Below are 20,552 nucleotides of genomic sequence, written 5' to 3' on the forward strand. Positions count from 1 at the left end.
CCCCTCTGTATTAACATCACTGCTTTTTGACAAACTCAGACTTTAACTTCATAGCGCCAAAACCATCGATTTTACAATCGATATCATGATCGCCTTCGACAAGACGTATGCCTTTGACCTTAGTGCCAATCTTCACCACCAACGAAGATCCTTTGACTTTTAAATCTTTAATGACAGTCACTGTGTCGCCGTCCTGCAGTACATTGCCAGCCGAATCACGGATCACTTTGTCGCCTTCTGCGGCATCTGCACTGGCGGTTGCTGACCACTCATGGCCACATTCAGGGCAGACCAGCAGGTTGTTATCTTCGTAGGTGTATGCAGAGCTGCATTGTGGACAGGCGGGTAACTGGCTCATGGTATTCCTGATTGATTGCTGTAGGGCTTGAAAAGGCCGGCATTGTAGCCGAAAGGCCCTACTTTTTACAGGGCTTTTAGCCTCAGAGCAGTAAGTCCGCCTCAATAGGCCGCCACAGCGCACAGCTTTGTTGCAGCGATTGGGCTGTTAAACCCGGCACGCTGTACACCACAGTATCTACCCCGTGTTGTTTATAGACAGCCTGCAACAGCAAATCAAAATCACCATCGCCGGAGAGTAAAACCACAGTGTCGACTTCGGCGGCTAAGGTCAAAACATCTATCGTAATGCCGACATCCCAGTCCCCTTTGGCTGAGCCATCGGCGCGCTGAATAAAAGGTTTGAGTTTCACTTCAAAACCTATATGACGCAAGGCATCCTGAAACTTGATCTGCTGATCATCTTTTTTATCTATGGCGTAGGCATAGGCGTAGCTAATCTCGCCCCTAAGCTGCAACAGTTGCCAAAACTTACGGTAGTTAAAGGAGCGGCCATAGGCCTGCTTGGTGGTGTAGTAGATGTTTTGTACATCGACAAAAACTGCGATTTTTTCCATAGAAAGCAAAGCCAAAATAAAGATTGAAAAGACTATAACATGGCATCTGTTTGAAACCGCGAAAGAAAATCAGCAGGCATCGCTTTGTGTCTGTTAAAATGTCAGCAACTTGACTGGAGCGCTTTGCGAATTTTTATGAATAACAATGATGTTTTACGCCGTTTACGTTACGCCTTTGATTTTGGCGATCAACAAATGATGAATTTATTTGCCCATGCCGGTTTAACGGCCAGCAGAGCCCAAGTCAGTGACTGGCTGAAAAAAGACGAAGACGAAGCTTTTCAGCCTTGTGATGACGTGACTTTGGCTACTTTTTTAAATGGCCTGATCATTGAACGCAGAGGGCGCAAAGATGGTGAGCAGCCCGTAGCCGAGCAGCGTCTGAACAATAATATTATTTTCCGTAAGTTAAAAATTGCACTGGATTTAAAAGACGATGACATAGTGCAAATGATGACAGATATTGGTTTTCGCATCAGTAAACCAGAATTGAGCGCCTTTTTCCGCCGTGCGGATCATCATCATTATCGCCAGTGTCAGGATCAAATTCTGCGAAACTTTATCAAAGCAGTGCAGATTAAATATCGCGAAAGTGCTGAAGACTAAAGGTCTTGATGTCAAAAACAAGGGATAGGATCGAAGGCATGGAAGCGCCGTTGTATCTGTTTAAAGTTTTTACCGACGATCTGTCAAAAGGTAATCCGGCCGCTTGTGCTTTATTCAGTGAATGGCCACAGACTGATGTATTGCAGCGTATAGCTTATGAGGCCAAGCAGGTGGTCACAGCTTTTGTGGTGCCTGCTGCTCAGCCTCAGCAGTATCAAATCCGCTGGTTTTCCTGCCAACAAGAAATCAACCTTTGTGGTCATGGTACTTTGGCGGCGGCAGCTTTATTACGTCAGCTAAAAGGGCCGGGCCACTATCAGTTTTTTAGTGACTGTGGTGATTTGGAGGTGATAGCCAGTGCTGAGGCTTTAGTGATGCGATTACCACAATGGCGCTCAGTTTCTGTGAATACACCCTATGCTTTAACCACCTATCAGCCTGTGGAGTGTTTTCAAACCCGTGATCTCGTGCTGGTCCTCCCTGATGAGCAGGCTGTAAGGCAGTTCCAGCCTGATATGCAGCAGATCCGCCAACTCCCTCAACACGCGCTGATCGTCACGGCCTTCAGAGCGCCTGATAGCTATGTGCTGCGTTATTTTGCTCCTGCTATTGGAATAAATGAGGATATTGCAACAGGTTCAGCTCAGTGTTCGCTGGCGCCTTATTGGGCTGCGAAAACTGCTTTGGCTGAGCTGAAGGTACAGCAACTGTCCGCGATACCAGCCGATTTTGCTGTTTTTATCAAGTCGCAACAACTATATCTAAAGACACAAGCTGTACCTTGTCCTTATCTGACTGAATCAACAATGACTTAACATCAAAAGATAATTCCAGTAGGCTGATATTGTCCACGCATCGGGAGGTTTTTTATGTCGGCATCGAAGATCCAGACGCAGGGGGCTATTCATGGCCACTGTTTATGCGGCAAGGTAAAAATCAAAGCCACAGGAGTGGCATTAAGTGCTGGAGCCTGCCATTGTCAGTACTGCCAGAGATGGTCGGGTGGGCCGCTGTTTACTCTGGATTGCGGCACAGAGGTGAAACTGGACGGCGCTTGTTTTATTTCTGGTTTTCATTCGTCGGAGTGGGCCGAACGAGGCTTTTGTAACAACTGCGGTACTCATTTGTTTTATCGGTTGAAACAAAATGGCCAGTACTTTATTCCTGTAGGCTTGTTTGGACCGTTAAAAGATCTGGTGTTCGATCATCAGATTTTTATTGAGCAAAAACCGGACTGGTATTGTTTTTCTAACAAGACTTCGGAACTAACGGGAGATGAGATTTTTGCTTTGTTTGCCGAAGAATCAAATTGAGCGAAGCATAAGAAAACAGCTGGTATGGATCTCAGGCTGCAGATTGATGCTGATGCTTTAGTTAAGCCGAAAATCCTCGGTAGAGCCAACGGCAAGCCATCAAGGCTTAGTCATTAAGTCTTTGTTTAGATTTAACTCTTATACTAACAGTACATTATTTTTGCGAACGGGAGAGGGCGTGAATAAAACATCAAACTTAACCAGACTGACAGGCGTTTTTTTACTGGGCTCGGTTAGTGTAGCCGTCTCAGCTCAGGATGTTAGTGTCTGTCAGGGGACTCTTGATAACAATGAACGTTTAGCTTGTTATGACAGAATATTTGGCACCACAGCTACAGTACTGACAGAAACGGAAACCTCAGCAACAGCGGCTGCCGAGGCGGACGTTGAAGTTAAACCTCAGGCGGCAATTGAAACGGAGGTGGCGGCGGAGCCTGTTGCTGTGGCAACGGTGATGCAAAAATACTGGGAGTTGACCCCGGAAGAAAAACGCGATCGTTTTGTATTTCGTACCTACCAACCCAACTTCTTTTTGCCTGCTCACATCACCTCCAATATTAATAAAGCTCCACAGAGCCCAACCCGTGGTCAGGCAGAAGAGAGCGAAAACTACAAACAGATGGAAAGTAAGCTGCAAATTTCTTTACGCGCTAAGCTGATGACGGAGTTTCTGTTACCTGGTGCTGATTTATGGTTTGCGTTTAGCCAGCGTTCGATGTGGCAACTATGGAATAATCAGGACTCAGCTCCTTTTCGTAATACCGATTATCAACCTGAACTGATTTATGTCGTACCTGTTGCAGAGCAGTGGGGCGATTTACCTGGGGATTGGCAGGTCCGTATGCTGCAGTTTGGTATAGCTCATCAGTCCAATGGTCAGGCGAAGCCTTTGTCGCGCAGTTGGAATAAAGTCTACGGCGGTTTAGCTATAGATAAGGGGGAGTTTGGTCTGAACTGGCGTTATAACCAACGTATTTCAGAAAATGGCGAAGAAGACGATAACCCGGATTTAATCGATTACATAGGCAGTCACGAAATCAGTGCCAGCTGGTTACCAGGTGACGCCACAGCGCAACTAACCTGGCGCAATGATTTTGCCTACTTAAGCCGTGGCTCCTGGCAGTTGGATCTGACTTATCCTGTGGATAGCAGCAAAATCGATGGTTTACGCTGGCACCTGCAACTGTTTTCCGGTTATGGCGAAACATTGTTGGATTATAACTTCCGGCAAAATAGTATAGGACTCGGAGTCATGTTATTTAATTTCTAACTACGAACTTCTGTTATGGCCGCAACTTAGCGGCCTAAAACATGGCCTTAGCTAGGCGAGCTAAGCGAAAACCTAAATGACTATGAATCAAAGGCTTACTCAAGTGACATCTGAACAAGCTCAAGCTTTAACTGAACACCTTATTGCTTTGGAGTTACAACTACAACATGCCGAAACCAGACGAAATAAAAAGCTGCTGAACCAGTTGCTGGCCAATGGTTTTGAAGAGATAGCCGCGTCCGGCGTGCGTTTTGGCAAGGCCCATGTACTGGAGCGTCTGCCGGAAGAGCAGGCTCCTTGGGTAGAAGCTTCTGATTTTGAAGTGCGTTTATTATCTAAAGACCTGGCTCAGGTGCTCTACAAAGCCAAATTACGTAAAGCAGGCGAGCTGCAAACCAAAGTGTCGCTACGCAGCTCTTTATGGCAACTCAATAGCCAGGGCTGGCAAATGGTGTTTCATCAGGGCACAGCCGTGCTGCCAGCGACTGGGCCTGTTTAAATGTCTGAGTATAGGCTCCGCGCTTTACAGCCAGAGGATGTTGATGCAGTACTTCAGTTTGAATTAGCCCACAAGAGCTTTTTTGAGCAAAAAATCGAAGCAAGGCCAGAGGATTTTTATCAGACTGACGCTGTACAGCACCATATCGCTGAGTTTTTGCTGCTACAACAGCAGGGGCTTGCATTGCCGACTTTGGTTTTTAGTGCAGACAACGAGCTGATCGGCAGAGCCAATCTCAAAGACATCGATCAGGTAACAAAATCTGCTTATGTCGGTTACCGCATTGCTGAACACTGGTCAGGAAAAGGTGTTGCCAGCTTTGCTTTGGAGCAGTTGATCCAACAGTCAAAGCAAATGGGATTAATGATTTTATTTGCCTGTGTTTCAACAGAAAACTCTGCGTCAGAGCGGGTGCTGAGAAAAGCAGGTTTTCAACAGATGGAAACCATTACTCAGGTGGCCATAGTGCAGGGGCAGGCTGTGGCTGGTTATTTGATGTGGCTGAAATTATAAATTATTAATAAATCAGTTAAATTTTTCTTGACCTCAAGTTAGCTTGAGCTTTTACAGTGGCGCCAGATTTTAAATTTGTGCACTAAGCACTGTAAAAGGAGTGTTTTGTAATGAGTTCAGCTGTATCCCGTTGGTATGATCCCTGGTTAACCGCTTTAGCCCCTTTGATTTGGGGCAGCACTTACGTAGTCACCACCGAGTTTTTACCCCCTGATGTACCTTTATTATCCGCTGCGTTACGTACTTTACCTGTCGGGCTGCTGATGTTGTTGTGGTTGCGCCAGCTACCGGCCGGGGGTGGTGGGGAAAAATCTTTTTGTTAGGTTTTTTAAATATTGGGGTATTTCAGGCTTTACTTTTTGTTGCTGCCTATCGTTTACCTGGTGGAGTGGCTGCCACTGTCGGGGCGATCCAACCTTTGGTGGTGGTGATGTTAAGCTGGGCAGTGCTCGGGGCCCGAACTTCATGGCTCAGCTGGATTGCGGCTGTATCAGGGATGCTGGGTGTGGCTCTTCTGGTGCTGGGACCTGCAGCGAAACTGGATGGTCTGGGTATCATAGCCGCGGCTGGTGGCGCCTTGGCTATGGCGTGTGGCACTTTATTAACCAAAAAATGGCAACCTCCGGCCAATGCGCTGGTCCTGACCAGTTGGCAGCTGAGCGTAGGCGGCTTATTTTTATTACCCTTAGCCTTGAGTGTCGAAAGCTTGCCGCAGAGTATTAACCTGACTCAGGTGCTGGGTTATCTCTGGTTAGGTTTGATTGGTACAGGACTGACCTATGTGTTCTGGTTGCGTGGTGTCATGCGGATGTCGGCCAGTGCTGTGACAGGTTTTAGCTTGTTGAGTCCGTTAAGTGCCACTGTACTGGGTTTAGTAGTGTTGGATCAGCAACTGAGCGGGTTACAAAGTGTCGGTATGGTTTTGGTACTGACTGGTGTCTGGCTGGGGCAGTATAAAATGACAGCTGCAGTGGCGCCTGTAACAACAGAGGTTCGCCCATGAACGTAGCTATTGTGTATCACTCTGTCACAGGTACTACTGCCCGATTGGCTGAGGCTGTTGCTGATGGTTGTCATTCTGTGCCTGAAGTAACAGCGGCCTTATTTCGTATCGAAGCGGCAGACATAGAGCAAGGACGTTATCACAACAGGACGGTGATCAACGCAATTGATCGAGCCGACGCGGTGATTTTTGGCTCTCCTACTTTTATGGGGTCTGTATCAGCACAGTTTAAAGCTTTTGCTGATGCAACGGCGGGAGAGTACTGGGGAGAGCAGCTGTGGGCAGATAAAATTGCAGCAGGTTTTACGGTAGGAACCGGTTATTGTGGTGATACTTTGCATAGCCTGCATTATTTACAAATTTTAGCTGCCCAACAGGGTATGCTCTGGGCCGGTCTGGATTTGGCTGGAGCTGGCGACAGGAAAGCGCCCAACCGGCTTGGAGCTCAGGCTGGGGTGATTGTCAGAGCAGTGGATGGTGCTATAGAAACTCCGGATCTGCATACTGCATTTTATCTGGGCCAGCGCGTGGCTCGTCTGGTCCGTCGCTTCAGGGTTGTAACGACGCAGATAGAGAGAGTACAGCAACTCTGAGTTTCCAAAGCTGCTCTGGTCTTTTGTGCCACTTTTGCTGATCATCAGGGTTTAATCACCAAAGAGGATCCTGATGACTCACCTAACTCAACAAACAGAAGTAGAGCTGTTGGTGCAAAAGCAGCTGGAAGCTTATAACAACAAAGATATCAAAGCCTGGCTGGACTGCTATCACTCCGACGCAGTGCAGCTGGATTTTCATGGCTTCGTATTGGCCAGTGGCCACGATCAGATGCGTCAGCGCATCAGTGTGCGTTTTACAGAGCCCGATCTAAAAGCAACCGTACTCAAGCGTATGGTGATGGGAGAGTGGGTGATTGATCATGAGGTGATTCAACGCAATTTTCCCGAAGGCCGCGGCCAGATGGAGATGTTATGTAGTTATCAGGTGAAACAGGGCCTTATTGTGAAAGCCCTGTTTCAGGCCGGAGAGGTTGTATTATTTTGAGTTGATGTCGCTGCTTGCTACAGGCTCAATTTTATAAACATCACCTTTGGGTAGACCTGCTTTGACATAAAACAGCTGCTGGTTTTGTATGTCGTAATGATCAACAAAACGCTCTGGCGTGGCCAGTAGCAGGCTGTTATTTTTGCTTTGTAACTGATACTGACGAATGCCCTGATCCGGCTGGTAATAATAGATGCTGCTATCAGATAAGCGCCAGTTCAGCCCGTTGCTTTTATCAAAGTCGGCAATCAGCAGATCTTCCTCACCTGTGGCGATAGTCAGCATAAATAAACCGTCCTGATGAAATTTACTGAAATACAGCTGGTTACCAAGTCGATAGCCACTGTAACCACCTTGTTGAGTCAGCTGCGTGCTGCTTGCGGTGTTCAAATCCAGTTGCCACAACTGCCAGTCGCCGCTTTGTTTGCTGCTGTAAATAATGCCTGTACCATCAGTCATCCAGTTGGCAACGTCCACTTGTTTATCCGCTGCAACCAGTACACGGCTTTGACCTGAGGCAATCATCAACTGCCATAATGCGCCGTCTTTACTAAAGAGCAGTGACTCGCCATCCGGTGACCATTGCAGTCGGACCAGGGCGGGAGAACCCGGTACATCAGCCAGTTGGTATTCGTTTTGTCCAGCAGGTTGCAACCAGATCTGTTCTTTGCCACCGCGTTTGCTCAAAAAGGCCAGATCCCCTTTATGATTCACACGAGGCATCAGATCGGCTTTACTGCTACCAATACGAATTCTGTTGGTGTTGGCTGCCAAATCATACTGCCAGATATCAGCATCCTGCTCATAGTCAGCGTAGTAAATCTGTTGGTTCACCACAGCAAGCGACTGAACGGTCCGGCCTGTATAAAATAAAAACTCCAGTTGATCAGTGGTGGTGTTGTATTGCAGCAATTCGGCATCTTTGCTTACGACTAAGTGAGTGGCTAACCAGTCGATGTTACTGATCGGAAAGGGGAAACTTTTTTGCTGCAAAACAGTAAAACTGCTGCTATCGAGCAGCAATAACTGGCTGTGCTGCTGTGGTAAATCACGCACAACGGCCAGTGTTTTACCATCATCGGATTCGGCGAAAGCCAAGTCACCTGTTGGGCTCTCTGCACTCTGCGGTCTGGTCACTTGCTCTTTGGTTGTGGTATCTAATCGATAGCGGCTTAATGCGTAAGGTTGAGTTTTGTCTGCTCTGTCACGCAGGTAAAAACCCTTACTATCGCTTTGCCAGGCAATTTTTACCATTGCATCCGTACTGCACTGCGCTACGGTTTTTTTCTGTTGTGGATTTTCCGGCATAAACCACTCGACGACGCAGTCTTGTGAGTTTTGTTTAACCGACAACACCTGCAAACCGTCAGGGCTGATCACGGCGGTAGACAGCGCGTTATCTTCAGCTAATAACTTTGGTTTCCCTGGATTCTGCTGCAGGAGCAGCTGGGTTTTTTCTGCATCTTTGGACAGATACATCAACGTCGTGCCGTCTTTACTCAGGCTCAGATCATAGTCAATACCTTGTGCTGTACTGATGGGGACAGGCGGGTTGATATATGGGGTTGGTAATTTTTCGGGAGCAGGCGCGAGCGTAATAAAAAACCACAGGACAAAAAACAACAAAGGGGCCGTCCACAGTACAGCCAATATCAGTTTTGTTTTAACTCCGGCGCGTGGTGGTGCTGTATGTTGCAGCGCCGCCGGCTGAAGCGAAGGTGCAGGAGTTGTCACTGAATGCATGTGAGTATGCTGTGCCGTTGTTTTTTCGGCTGCAGTTATAACATCAGGTATTACAGTCTGGCACAGCCGATAACCTACTTTGGGTAAAGTTTCAATATAGATTGTTTGGGGATCTAACTGTGCAAAAGCCTTACGTAATAAAGACAAAGACTTAGTCAGGGTGCTTTCGCTGATCATCAACTGCTCTGTGATTTGTAATCGGCTCAACTGGTGCTGCTCTGCGTCGATAAACAGGGATAACAACTGAAAGACCTGCGGCTCCAGAGTCAAAGTTTCAGTCGCAGAGCTAAGCTCGCGGCTGAAGCAGTCAAGGGTCAGTTGACCAAGCAAAAATCGCTGAGGGGAGTGGTGTTCAGACATATTCTAAAAATCCGCAAACTGGCTTAGCTTAAGGCTAAGCTTTTTATCACAAAAATAGCCGAAACTCTTGTATTCCTGCTGCATTTTTCGATAGAGGCGTCAGCTAGCGTTCTGCGAGCTGGCTTTTCTGACACTTTATGGCATGAACAGAATAGCTCAGGCTTTATTCTGGTTACAAAACTATGGGCCCAAGGTAGACTCTGTGCGAATTTTAATGCGTTTTCACAATGGTTTAGTTCGAGAGTTCAGTCGCTTATGCTTAAATTTTTAGTGATCCCTTGTTTATTGTTTTCAGGCTCTTTGCTGGCAACTGGTACCGTGTTTTCAGTATCAGACGTTGAATTGCTCACACAACAGGCGAAGACCAAGGTAGCGGGCAGGCCTGTTTTTCAGGGCACAGCGCTACTGATGCAAGGCAGAAAGATTTTATGGCAGTATCAACAGGGGCGCACGTCGCAAGGGGAGCCTTTTGATCAAAATACTGCATTCTTCGCAGGTTCCATCAGTAAAACGCTGACCGCAGCTCTACTGATGCAACAGGTACAAAAAGGTACTTTGGATTTACAGGCTCCGGTAAAATTGTATCTGCCTGAATTGCGACAGCCCTGGGCGAGCTCAGTGCGGCTAGCTGATTTGTTGAGCCATAGCTCTGGTCTGGTCGATATGAGTACTCAGCAACACTATGGCCAGTTTCGTTATAACAATTTAAATTTCCAGTTGCTCGGGGATATTCTGAGTGCTGTCACAAAAGTTCCCTATGCTGACTTAGCAAGGCAATTTTTGCTGCAATGTCAGATGAATCATTCTGGTTTTGCTGACAAAGCGTCCAGCGCCAGTGACGGCTGGCATGAAGATCAGGGGCAACTGAAATCTATCCGCGGTTTTATGCCGGTTGAAGCCGAGCCTAGTGGTGGTTTGATTGCTTCAGCCTCAGATGTGGCATTATTGCCTTTATGTATACAGCAAGAGTTGAGTCAAACCAGCGTGCAGCAGATGACCTGGCCCAGAGTGCTGCGTCAACATCGATGGGGCGAGGTCTATTACGGTTATGGTATGCAGGTGACAGAAACTGCGGCGGGTACCGAGTGGAGTCATGGAGGTTATATTCCGGGTTATGTTTCGGTATTTAACCATTTTCCGAAACAGCAACTGACATTGGTCGTGCTAGAGAATCAATCGCTGGACCCGGCCGATTTTGCCAGAGCGGTTTATTATCACGACAGTTTAAGAGAAGTAGTGATCAGAGTGCTGAGCCAAAATCAAAAAGGATGATCTATGAAACTGAAGTATTCTTTAGTCTGTGCCGCGCTGACCGGTAGTTTATTTGCAGCTCAATTGCAGGGGGCAGACGATTTTAGCCAGCGTTATCAGCAGCAGATCGCCCCTTTTTGGCAGAATGTACAGCCACAACAGCTGAAATTGCAGGACGGTAGTCAGATCCATTATGTTGTGCTGTCACCAGCACAAAGCACAACAAAGCCAAAAGCGACTGTCGTTGTAGTGAACGGTCGGACCGAATCTTATCTGAAGTATCAGGAACTGGCGTATGAGCTGATACAGCAAGGTTATCAGGTACTGATGTTTGACCATAGAGGGCAGGGCTTGTCGACCCGTTTGACTGACAATCCACAGAAAGGTCATATCGAAGATTTTCAGCAGTATGTGGATGATATGCATCAGCTGATCAGTCGTGTTGTGCTGACGACAGTGCCGGCAAAGCAGTCCTTGTATCTGTTAGGGCATTCTATGGGCGGCGCTATCAGTACTTTGTATTTACAGCAGCACCCGCAAGTATTTCAAAAAGCGGCTTTGTCCGCCCCTATGCATGGTATCAATGGTAAGTTGTTTTATGACGAGAGCGATGCCTGCCGTCTGGCCAGTGTAGTTACGTTGTTTTCCACAGAAGGCTATGCTGGTTTTGCGGATAAAGCCTATAGCGCGAGGCCTTTTGCTGGTAATGACCTGACGGGATCAGAACCGCGCTACCAGTGGATGCAGGACTTATATCAGCACAACCCGCAGCTGCAACTCGGAGGTGCTACCTGGGGCTGGCTGGAGCAAGCTTGTGCTGTTTTACCTGATATGCAGCAGCAGACAGACAAGATCAAAATTCCAGTGTTGGTGCTACAGGCAGAACTGGATAGCATAGTGTCGGCGTCAGCTCAGCAGCAGTTTTGTGCAGCATTAGAAAGCAATGCGGATTCAGGCTGTGTCGGTGGTGTACAGCTGATCAAAGGTGCAAAACATGAACTTTTATTTGAGCAGGATCATATTCGTCAGCAGGTTTTAGACAAAGTGCTAGTGCATTTTTCTGCTAATTAAACTGGCTGTGCTTGAGCCAACTGACTCAGCAAAAGCTAAAAAAAAGGCCACCTCGCGGTGGCCTTTTCGTCTGTGCTAACAGAGGTTTATTCCACTGAACCAGGTTTGGTCATAGGAGCGACACTCATTTGGCGGGCAGACGCTGAACCTGCCGGACGTTCTGAGCTGATCACCAGTGGACGTTCGCTGTTATCCATAGCTGTAGGTTGAACCTGAGCCTGAGTTTCAGCTTTCACTACTGGTTTGGTCATATCCGCAGTGATCATTTTGGCGTATCTATTGCCTGAAGCCACTGGAGCCTGCACTTCCGCTACTGCTTTTTTGGCAGGAGCTTTACGTGTTTTGGCTTTTGGTGCCTCTTCTGTTTCCACAGCAGCAGTCTCAACTGGTGTTTCCACCGCAGCAGTTTCTGCTACAACAGGTGCTGTTTCTGCAGGTGTTTCCACCGCAGCAGGTTCTGCTGCCACAGGTGCTGTTTCTACTGGTGTTTCCACCGCAGCAGGTTCTGCTGCCACAGGTGCTGTTTCTGCAGGTGTTTCTACAGCAGCAGTTTCTGTTACGACAGATGCAGCCACTGTCACTTCAACGGCTTCTGCGATTGGCAAATCCAGTTGCTGTTCAGTGCTGACCGCTTCGTTTTGATCTTCAGGATAACGAGCTGCTAAAGCCTCTTCAGCTTCCTGATCCTGTTGCTCTTTTTTACGTTTCTGACCAGCAGCACGTAAATGACGAGGAGAACGACGGCTGCGGCTGCGGCCTTCGGCGGCTTCTTTCTCTGCATCAGCGCTTTCTGCTTCAGTCTCAACAGTTTCAGCTTCAACAACATCGGTCTGAACCGGTGCTTCAGTCACTGCAACATCGGTCTGAACTGGCGCTGCCACAGCAATTTCTGCTACCGCAGTATCAATGGCGACTGGTGCAACGACCGGAGTTTCAACCACTGATGTAGCCATAACTGCTACTTCGATAGCTGTTGAAACCGCGACTGCTTCAACGCCTTCTTTTTCATGACGCACGGACTTGCGCATCTGACGGCGTTGACGGCGTTCCACAATCTTAGTGCTGTGCTCTTCGTCGTGGTCTACGGCTTTAACCGGCGCTGGACGTTCTGATACAGCTTTTTTCTGCTCGGTACGTTCAGGACGCTCGGCTCGTTCGCCACGTTCAGCTCGCTCCTGGCGCTCACCACGTTCCTGACGAGGTTTATCCTGTCTTGGGCCTCGTTGTTCCTGATTACGTTCATTTGAGCGTTCAGCTTTCGCTGGAGCAGCGTTATCGTCTTTTGCAACTTTATCATCCCCTTCCTGACGGCGGCGATTCTTGTTGTTACGACGTCTGTTGTTATCACGATTATTACTGCGGCGTGGTGCCTCTTCCACCTTTTTCTCTGGTGCAGGTGCAGCAGCGAATAAAGATTTAAACCAACCCACCACAGAATCAACCAGGCCTGGGCCTGTATCTTTGGCTTCAGCCACTTCAACTTTGCGAGCTGCAGCAGCCACAGCTGGTGCGGCAGAGGCAGAAGCTTCAGCCATATTAATAGCAGAGACTGCTGGCTTTTCTTTAACGTTTTCACCGATAGGGTGATAGACAGCGCTGCCAATAGCAGGAGCTTTCACCATGTTGTAGCTGGACTCTTCAATCTCTTCGTCGATACGGATGCGCGTCACTTCATAGTTTGGCGTTTCCATATGTTCGTTAGGAATGATGTAAATCCGGATCCCGTGACGGCTTTCAATACGGCGCACTGAATCACGTTTTTCATTCATCAGGTAAGTGGCCACAGAAACCGGGACCTGAGCATGAATTTGACTGGTGTTGTCTTTAATGGCTTCTTCTTCGATTAAACGTAAAATCGACAGAGCGGAAGACTCAGTGCTGCGGATAGTGCCGCGGCCATGACAACGTGGACAGACGTGAGTGGCCGATTCACCCAGTGAAGGACGTAAACGCTGACGTGACATTTCCAGTAAACCAAAACGTGAAATACGGCCAATCTGCACGCGGGCACGGTCTTGTTTTACGGCGTCTTTTAAGCGGTTTTCTACTTCACGTTGATGACGCACTGGCGTCATATCGATGAAGTCGATCACAATCAAACCGCCCAAGTCACGTAAACGTAACTGACGGGCAATTTCATCTGCGGCTTCTAAGTTGGTATTAAAGGCTGTTTCTTCGATGTCACCGCCTTTCGTTGCTTTTGACGAGTTGATGTCAATCGCAGTTAAGGCTTCGGTGCTGTCGATCACGATAGAACCACCAGAAGGTAAACGCACTTCACGGCGGAAGGCGGATTCAATCTGAGTTTCAATCTGGAAGTGCATAAACAGCGGTACTTCGCCCTGATACATTTTGACGCGGTGAGCAAAGTCAGGACGGAACTGCTGAATATAGACTTTGGCTTCTTCGAAAATGCGTGGGTTGTCGATCAGTATTTCACCGACATCGCGGCGCAGATAATCACGAATAGCGCGGAATACCACGTTGCTTTCCTGATGGATCAGAAATGGTGCAGGGCGGTTTTGCGCTTCGTGAGTAATAGCAGACCAGTGCTTTAACAAGGCTTTTAAGTCGTAATCCAGCTCTTCGTGAGATTTACCCACACCAGCGGTACGAACAATTAAACCCATGCCGTCTGGCAGTTGTAATTGATCCAAAGAGTCTTTTAAATCCTGACGCTCATCCCCTTCAATACGACGGGAAATACCACCGGCGCGAGGATTGTTCGGCATCAGTACTAAATAAGAACCAGCTAAAGAGATGAATGTAGTTAAGGCAGCGCCTTTTTGGCCACGTTCTTCTTTATCGATCTGGATAATAACTTCCTGACCTTCTTTGACCACTTCTTTAATATTGGGGCGACCATCAAAGGTATAACCGGCAGGGAAATATTCGCGGGAGATTTCTTTCAGAGGTAAAAAGCCATGGCGTTCAGAGCCATAATCGACAAAAGCTGCTTCCAGACTGGGCTCAACCCGGGTGATTCTTCCTTTGTAAATGTTTGCTTTTTTCTGTTCGTGTCCTGGGCTTTCGATATCCAGGTCGTATAATTTTTGTCCATCGACAAGTGCTACGCGGATTTCTTCTTCCTGCGTGGCGTTAATTAACATTCTTTTCATTGTTTTGTGACTCTATAACATAGGCCACAACGCAACGACATCCTGCGTCCGCGTTTCAGATGGTCAAACATATCAATGCTGCAGTCTCTCGACTGGGGGATGCTTGAGCTAACTCATTTAATACCTTTACCGTTGTGTTACTTCGGGTTGCTTGCTGCGACTTGCTCTGAGGATCTTAGTCCTTCATGGCTAGCCTGCTTATCACCTTACTCGAACCTAAAACAGTCCAGGTATTTTTGGCGCCGCCTTGTCAGGGCCGCACTTAAATGTTTTTTGCTGTGATCTGACACAGAGATCGCGCGATACCGCGCTGCGTTGTCGCAATTTTTTTTTGCCTAAGTGACCGGAAGCTGTGTTTTGTCTCTGTCAGTAATAAATTACGCAGCATTACTTCAGACAAATAGCGTTATTCTCGTTCGCAGAGGATAAATGCGTTGGTTTTCCCAACGAATTCGGTATGATCTGCCTCCCGAACGGTGCCTCACATTTTCTCTTACGTCACTATGAGCGCCCTAATTGCCGTTTTTGGCATAATTAGCCCGGTGATTATCCCACTAATATACGACCAATAGCAACTTAATTTAAGCTTAGCAGAGTAACTGAAACGCATGACTGAAAATATCAAAACTCCAGTGCAATATATTGATGTAGAAGAAGATTATTCTGGTCAGCGCATAGATAACTTCTTAATGGCGCGGCTTAAGAGCGTACCAAAGAGTGTGATTTATCGGGTTTTGCGCAAAGGTGAAGTGCGGGTTAACAAAAAACGAATTAAACCTGAGTACAAACTGCAAGCCGGCGATCAGGTGCGTGTGCCGCCTTTGGTGGTTCATGACGAGCCGGAAAAAGAACCAGTGTCCGTGGGCCTCTCAATGGTGAAAAACCTCGAAAGCCATATTCTTTTTGAAGACAACGATTTAATAGTACTGAACAAACCTACAGGCATGGCAGTGCATGGCGGTAGCGGTTTATCTTTTGGTGTAATTGAAGCATTACGCGCCTTGCGTCCAACAGCCCGTCATCTGGAACTGGTACACCGTTTAGACCGAGATACCTCTGGTTGTTTGTTGATCGCGAAAAAACGTTCTGTGCTGACTAATCTGCACGAACAGCTCAGGCTAAAAACAGTAGAGAAAAAATACTGGGCTTTAGTGGCAGGGCAGTGGGACAGCAAAATCAAAAAAGTGACAGAACCTCTGCGCAAAAACACCTTACAAAGTGGTGAGCGAGTGGTGAAAGTCGATGAGGCTTTAGGTAAACCTTCGGAAACCCGCTTTAAAATTCTGCAGCGTTACGAAGAAGGTACCTTGGTAGAAGCTTTCCCTGTTACAGGACGCACTCATCAAATTCGTGTGCATACCGCCTGTAAAGGTCATGCCATTGCCTGTGATGACAAATACGGTGATAACGAATTTACCTCACAAATGCAGAAGCTGGGTTTAAACCGTTTGTATTTGCATGCCAAAACCTTGACTTTCACTCATCCAGGTACAGGCAAGTTACTCACCTGTGACGCACCTTTGGACAATGCATTAAGTAGTGTACTGGAAAAACTGAAGAGAAAATAATGAGTTCGGATATAGCTTTAGTCGTATTTGACTGGGATGGCACTGTGATGGACTCGGTAGGCCGTATTGTCTCCTCGATGCGCTCTGCTGCAGAGCTGTCTGGTTTAGTGGTGCCAACAGAACATCAGGTAAAGCAAATTATTGGCCTGAGTCTGGACCCTGTATTTGATATTTTATTCCCTGGCATCAATGCCACACAGCGCCAGAGGGTATTTGAACATTACCGCGACCAGTATTTATCACATGAGCATCCGCCTACACCTTTGTTCGAAGGTGCAGAGCAAGTGATGCAGGAGTTAAAGCAACAAGGCTTGATATTGGCTGTTGCCACAGGTAAAGCACGTAAAGGCTTAAAGCGGATGTTTGCAGAAACCGGATTGGAGCCTTACTTCACCACCAGTCGATGTGCTGATGAAGCAGAGTCCAAACCTAGCCCTGACATGCTGAAGCAAATTCTGACAGAGCTTAACTTACCGGCTCATCGTGCTGTGATGGTGGGGGATACGATTCACGATATGGCGATGGCACAAGCGATAGAAATGCCACGCATTGGTGTGACTCACGGTGTGCATGGCAGGGAAGAGCTAAGTCGTTATCAGCCTAAGGCGATTATTGATTCACTGCCAGAGTTATTAAAAGCGCTTTGATCTTTCATCTATATCGATTTCGATACCTGGTATACCGTAAATCATTGTAGGGGCAGGTTTTATCCCTGCCCGTGTCAGGTTCAAATCAGGGCTGGGTTAATAAATCTACGCCTTCCAATCTCAGCATTTCAAGCAAACGAATTAATGGCAGGCCTATTAAGCTGTTTGGGTCGTCGCCTTCGAGCTTTTCAAACAAACTAATACCCAAACCTTCGCTTTTAAAACTGCCAGCGCAGTTCAGCGGTTGTTCTCTTTTTATATATGCAAGGATCTCCGCATCGGTTAATTCACGGAAATGCACTTTAAAGGGCTCAACACAGAGCTGATGCTGTTTGGTTTGAGCGTTGACCAGAGCCAGGCCAGTTAAAAAAGTCACACAATGACCGCTAAAGCTTTTTAACTGTTTATAAGCATTTTCAGAGGTATGAGGTTTACCGAGTATTTGACCGTTAAACACAGCTACCTGGTCTGAACCTATAACTAGCCCTTCAGTCAATTGATTAGCCACTGCTTGTGCTTTTAAGACAGCCAGACGACTCACCAGTTGCTCTGGTGTTTCACCCTGCAGAGCGGTTTCATCGACTTCAGGTTTGGCCGTAGAAAAGTTCGGTGTAAGTTTCTCCAGTAAAGCCTTACGATATACAGATGTAGAGGCTAAATACAAAGCTTGGGTTGACATAAAAGCACCTCGTTGGGACAATGCGTCGCACTATACATTTCCTGCATGAAGTTGCAACTTTGTCGGCTCTGTATATCAAAACAGCAGTGCCTTGAGCTTATCTAAGTCACAATGGCCTTCAGAACGGCGGTTTAGACCGGAAAAATTAACAAAAAAGAGGCAGGAATCCTTTGACAGCTTTAGCCTCGATCTATATGATGCGCGCCTTATGCAAAAGGTAAAAATTCCAATTACCCTTGATCCAACACGTGCTGCACAAAAACGTTCTACGTTTGATGGCATTATTCCGCTGGTGAATTTAACCAGATTAACGGAGTCGTTAGTAAGTTCTGAGGGTGATGTAGACGTAGTAGTACATTGCGGAACTGATGAACAAGGTTTGGTCTTTATTGAGGCTCAAGCTCTTTGTCAGGTACAAGTGAAGTGTGAACGCTGTAGCGAACATATGAATCTGGAACTGAACAGCAGTTTTGCATACACTCCCATCCGGAGTGACAAAGATTCGGCTCACGACGATATTCCAGAGCGCTACGAAGTGGTCGAAAAAAACGAACACGGCGAAGTTAACTTGAGGCAATTGGTTGAGGACGAATTAATTCTGGCTTTACCCTTGTTTCCGATGCACGACGAAGGATCCTGTGATCCAACCAAAGTGCAGATGAGCTGGGGAGAAATAGAACCAGAACCAGAAAAACCGAACCCATTTGCAATATTGCAAGAATTGAAGAAAAAATAGTTTTTTTAGGAGAAAGGCAATGGCTGTACAGCAAAACAAAAAATCTCGTGCAAGACGTGACATGCGTCGTTCTCATGATGCGTTGACTGGGCCAACGTTGTCTGTAGACGCAACTTCAGGTGAAACTCACCGTCGTCACCACATCACTGAAGATGGTTACTACAAAGGTCGTAAAGTAATTAAGTAAGTTTGGATGCACTCGTTGCAACCACTACGACTTAAAATAGCTTTAGACATGATGGGGGGCGACCATGGCCCCCAATCAACTATTCCTGCAGCCATAGAAGCGCTGTGTGAATTTCCTCATGTAGATCTCGTCCTTTGCGGCGACTCCGAACTACTTACCCACGAATTAGAGCAGGCTGGATATTTAAATCATCCACAGCTTTCTATTTCGCATGCTTCTCAAACCGTACTGATGACAGACAAACCTTCGGTGGCTTTGCGTAATAAACGCCAGTCCTCGATGCGTATTGCGCTGGATCTGGTTGAACAAAATAAAGTGGCCGCCTGTGTTAGCGCCGGTAATACCGGAGCTTTGATTGCTATGGCACATTTTGTCTTGAAGATGCTCAACGGCGTTGAACGACCTGCTTTAATCAGCAGCCTGCCTTCTACTGTCGGCAGTCCGGTATTTATGCTGGATTTGGGTGCGACGGTCAACTGTGATTCAGACACTTTATTCCAGTTTGCTGTGATGGGCGCGGTGATGGCTGAAGAAGTGGAGGGTATTTCCAGGCCTAAAGTCGCTCTGTTGAATATGGGTGAAGAAGAAATCAAAGGTTCGGATCAAATCAAACGAACCTCTTTACTCTTATCCGAATGTGCGGATATTAATTACATTGGCTATATCGAAGGCAATGACATCTTTTCCGGCAAAGCCGACGTCATCGTCTGTGATGGCTTTGTTGGCAATGTTGCGCTAAAAACCTGTGAAGGTGTGGCGAAACTCATCTTAAAACGTTTAGAAACTGCGCTGAAAAACTCCATGTCTGCTCAACTTTTCGGCTGGCTAATCAAACCTTTTCTGAAAAGTATGTCTTTAGGCGTGAACCCCGACCAGTATAACGGGGCAAGTCTGATAGGATTGCGCGGAATTGTAGTGAAAAGTCATGGAAATGCGACAAAAGAAGCATTTCTTAGTGCCATCCGTCAGGCCGTGCGCGAGGTTGAACGCCAGGTGCCGGTGAAGATCAAAGACAGGCTGGAACACGTATTAATTGACAAAGCGTAGGGCCCAATGTATTCACGCATTATTGGAACCGGAAGTTACTTTCCGTCTCAGATCAGAACCAATGCTGATCTCGAAACCATGGTTGAAACCACAGACGAGTGGATCATCGAACGTACTGGTATCAAAGAACGCCGCATTATAGCTGACAACGAAACTGTCGCTACAATGGGGGCTCAGGCTGCACTAAAAGCGATTGAAGCCGCCGGCATCGACAAAAACTCCATCGATATGATAGTGATGGCTACCACCAGCGCCTCCCGCGCTCTGCCAAGCGCAGCTTGCGAAGTGCAACGTGAGCTGGATATTCCTGGCATTCCTGCTTTTGACGTCGCTGCAGCTTGTGCCGGCTTTTGTTATGCCTTAAGTATTGCTGATCAGTATGTAAAAAGTGGTATGGCAAAACGAGTGCTGGTGATAGGCGCGGATTGTCTGTCACGTTTAATGAGCCCTGAAGATCGCAGCATGGTGATTTTATTTGGTGATGCCGCTGGAGCTGTTATTTTAGAAGCGTCTGAGCAACCAGGTATTTTATCCACTCATATTCATGCTGACGGTAAACACTCCGAATTATTGTATGTCGACAATCCTACACGGGGTGTTGAAGCTTCTGTGCATACGTCCTGGGGCTCGATGAAAGGCAACGAAGTCTTTAAGGTTGCGGTCACTCGTTTATCTGAAGTGGTCGAGCAAACTCTGGCGGCTAATCAGATGGATAAATCGCAAGTTGACTGGTTAGTGCCACATCAGGCCAATCTGCGTATTATCTCGGCAGTAGCCCGTAAACTGGAGATGTCGATGGATCAGGTGGTCATTAACCTCGACCGTTATGGCAACACCTCTGCTGCGACAGTGCCTACAGCCTTAGATGAAGCTGTGCGTGATGGCCGTATCCAGCGTGGACAAACTATATTGCTTGAAGCCTTTGGTAGTGGTTTTGCCTGGGCTTCGGCATTAATACGTTATTAACGATAGTGCGACAATATTT

General features: G+C 47.2%; 23 protein-coding genes. 18 read left to right on the forward strand and 5 right to left on the reverse strand.

The features are described from left to right. Window positions 1–16: 16 nt before the first annotated feature. Both WH43_RS00875 and WH43_RS00880 read right to left on the reverse strand, forming a co-directional pair. A complete protein-coding gene (locus WH43_RS00875) occupies window positions 17–358 on the reverse strand; it encodes a zinc ribbon domain-containing protein YjdM (protein WP_053422778.1) in 342 nt (113 codons plus the stop codon). A gap of 82 nt (window positions 359–440) precedes the next feature. Further along, a complete protein-coding gene (locus tag WH43_RS00880; protein WP_053422836.1) occupies window positions 441–914 on the reverse strand; it encodes a LabA-like NYN domain-containing protein in 474 nt (157 codons plus the stop codon). Window positions 915–1,049: 135 nt separating this feature from the next. On the opposite strand from WH43_RS00880, the gene WH43_RS00885 reads away from it, so the two are divergent. The 10 genes from WH43_RS00885 to WH43_RS00925 all read left to right on the forward strand — a co-directional run bounded on the left by WH43_RS00885 (window position 1,050) and on the right by WH43_RS00925 (window position 7,159). Further along, window positions 1,050–1,520, forward strand: a complete 471-nt coding sequence (locus WH43_RS00885) for a YehS family protein (protein ID WP_053422837.1) — start codon at window positions 1,050–1,052, stop codon at window positions 1,518–1,520. Window positions 1,521–1,558: 38 nt separating this feature from the next. Then, window positions 1,559–2,335: a PhzF family phenazine biosynthesis protein gene (locus WH43_RS00890; protein ID WP_053422779.1), complete on the forward strand. Its 777-nt coding sequence runs from the start codon at window positions 1,559–1,561 to the stop codon at window positions 2,333–2,335. 54 nt (window positions 2,336–2,389) lie between these two features. Next, complete coding sequence (locus WH43_RS00895; protein WP_053422780.1) at window positions 2,390–2,833, forward strand: GFA family protein; 444 nt, start codon at window positions 2,390–2,392, stop codon at window positions 2,831–2,833. Window positions 2,834–3,011: 178 nt separating this feature from the next. Continuing rightward, window positions 3,012–4,103 carry a phospholipase A gene (locus tag WH43_RS00900; protein WP_053422781.1) on the forward strand — a complete coding sequence of 364 codons (1,092 nt, stop codon included), beginning with the start codon at window positions 3,012–3,014 and terminating at the stop codon, window positions 4,101–4,103. Window positions 4,104–4,179: 76 nt separating this feature from the next. Beyond that, complete coding sequence (locus WH43_RS00905) at window positions 4,180–4,602, forward strand: nuclear transport factor 2 family protein (protein WP_286049377.1); 423 nt, start codon at window positions 4,180–4,182, stop codon at window positions 4,600–4,602. Further along, complete coding sequence (locus WH43_RS00910; protein WP_053422782.1) at window positions 4,603–5,115, forward strand: GNAT family N-acetyltransferase; 513 nt, start codon at window positions 4,603–4,605, stop codon at window positions 5,113–5,115. It begins immediately after the preceding gene. Between the two features lie 110 nt (window positions 5,116–5,225). Continuing rightward, window positions 5,226–5,438 carry a hypothetical protein gene (locus WH43_RS20165; protein ID WP_286049378.1) on the forward strand — a complete coding sequence of 71 codons (213 nt, stop codon included), beginning with the start codon at window positions 5,226–5,228 and terminating at the stop codon, window positions 5,436–5,438. Continuing rightward, window positions 5,432–6,118, forward strand: coding sequence for an EamA family transporter (locus WH43_RS00915; RefSeq protein WP_286049379.1), 687 nt, complete (start codon window positions 5,432–5,434; stop codon window positions 6,116–6,118). Before WH43_RS20165 ends, WH43_RS00915 begins: the two co-directional genes overlap by 7 nt. Further along, complete coding sequence (locus tag WH43_RS00920) at window positions 6,115–6,711, forward strand: flavodoxin family protein (protein ID WP_053422783.1); 597 nt, start codon at window positions 6,115–6,117, stop codon at window positions 6,709–6,711. Before WH43_RS00915 ends, WH43_RS00920 begins: the two co-directional genes overlap by 4 nt. A 73-nt stretch (window positions 6,712–6,784) precedes the next feature. Further along, window positions 6,785–7,159, forward strand: a complete 375-nt coding sequence (locus tag WH43_RS00925; protein ID WP_053422784.1) for a nuclear transport factor 2 family protein — start codon at window positions 6,785–6,787, stop codon at window positions 7,157–7,159. On the opposite strand, the gene WH43_RS00930 is transcribed toward WH43_RS00925, so the two are convergent. Continuing rightward, window positions 7,151–9,262: a winged helix-turn-helix domain-containing protein gene (locus tag WH43_RS00930; RefSeq protein WP_053422785.1), complete on the reverse strand. Its 2,112-nt coding sequence runs from the start codon at window positions 9,260–9,262 to the stop codon at window positions 7,151–7,153. The two genes, WH43_RS00925 and WH43_RS00930, sit on opposite strands and share 9 nt — an antisense overlap. Before the next feature lie 255 nt (window positions 9,263–9,517). Between WH43_RS00930 and WH43_RS00935 the strand changes: the two genes are divergently transcribed. Both WH43_RS00935 and WH43_RS00940 read left to right on the forward strand, forming a co-directional pair. Further along, the gene (locus tag WH43_RS00935) at window positions 9,518–10,534 is read left to right on the forward strand and encodes a serine hydrolase domain-containing protein (RefSeq protein ID WP_053422786.1); all 1,017 of its coding nucleotides are present in this window, start codon (window positions 9,518–9,520) and stop codon (window positions 10,532–10,534) included. Between the two features lie 3 nt (window positions 10,535–10,537). After that, on the forward strand, window positions 10,538–11,584 hold the full coding sequence (locus WH43_RS00940) for an alpha/beta fold hydrolase (protein WP_053422787.1): 1,047 nt from the start codon (window positions 10,538–10,540) through the stop codon (window positions 11,582–11,584). Between the two features lie 86 nt (window positions 11,585–11,670). Here the strand turns inward: WH43_RS00940 and rne are convergent, their stop codons facing one another. Then, entirely contained in the window at window positions 11,671–14,703 is a 3,033-nt protein-coding gene (gene rne / locus WH43_RS00945; RefSeq protein ID WP_082335617.1) for a ribonuclease E, read from the reverse strand. A 608-nt stretch (window positions 14,704–15,311) separates the two neighbouring features. On the opposite strand from rne, the gene rluC reads away from it, so the two are divergent. Continuing rightward, complete coding sequence (gene rluC / locus WH43_RS00950; protein WP_053422789.1) at window positions 15,312–16,271, forward strand: 23S rRNA pseudouridine(955/2504/2580) synthase RluC; 960 nt, start codon at window positions 15,312–15,314, stop codon at window positions 16,269–16,271. Next, a complete protein-coding gene (locus WH43_RS00955) occupies window positions 16,271–16,918 on the forward strand; it encodes an HAD family hydrolase (RefSeq protein WP_053422790.1) in 648 nt (215 codons plus the stop codon). The genes rluC and WH43_RS00955 overlap by 1 nt, the downstream gene beginning before the upstream one ends. A gap of 85 nt (window positions 16,919–17,003) precedes the next feature. On the opposite strand, the gene WH43_RS00960 is transcribed toward WH43_RS00955, so the two are convergent. After that, entirely contained in the window at window positions 17,004–17,597 is a 594-nt protein-coding gene (locus WH43_RS00960; protein WP_053422791.1) for a Maf family protein, read from the reverse strand. 91 nt (window positions 17,598–17,688) lie between these two features. On the opposite strand from WH43_RS00960, the gene yceD reads away from it, so the two are divergent. From yceD to WH43_RS00980, 4 genes are read left to right on the forward strand one after another with little or no spacing between them, the layout of a single operon-like run. Beyond that, complete coding sequence (yceD, locus tag WH43_RS00965) at window positions 17,689–18,333, forward strand: 23S rRNA accumulation protein YceD (RefSeq protein ID WP_286049380.1); 645 nt, start codon at window positions 17,689–17,691, stop codon at window positions 18,331–18,333. Window positions 18,334–18,352: 19 nt separating this feature from the next. Then, a complete protein-coding gene (gene rpmF, locus WH43_RS00970) occupies window positions 18,353–18,520 on the forward strand; it encodes a 50S ribosomal protein L32 (RefSeq protein WP_008898943.1) in 168 nt (55 codons plus the stop codon). Window positions 18,521–18,526: 6 nt separating this feature from the next. Next, entirely contained in the window at window positions 18,527–19,567 is a 1,041-nt protein-coding gene (gene plsX / locus WH43_RS00975) for a phosphate acyltransferase PlsX (RefSeq protein WP_286049381.1), read from the forward strand. Window positions 19,568–19,573: 6 nt separating this feature from the next. Continuing rightward, the gene (locus WH43_RS00980) at window positions 19,574–20,533 is read left to right on the forward strand and encodes a beta-ketoacyl-ACP synthase III (protein WP_053422793.1); all 960 of its coding nucleotides are present in this window, start codon (window positions 19,574–19,576) and stop codon (window positions 20,531–20,533) included. The last annotated feature ends 19 nt before the right edge of the window (window positions 20,534–20,552 follow it).

The organism is Rheinheimera sp. KL1, assembly GCF_001275035.1.
Lineage (GTDB): Bacteria > Pseudomonadota > Gammaproteobacteria > Enterobacterales > Alteromonadaceae > Pararheinheimera > Pararheinheimera tangshanensis.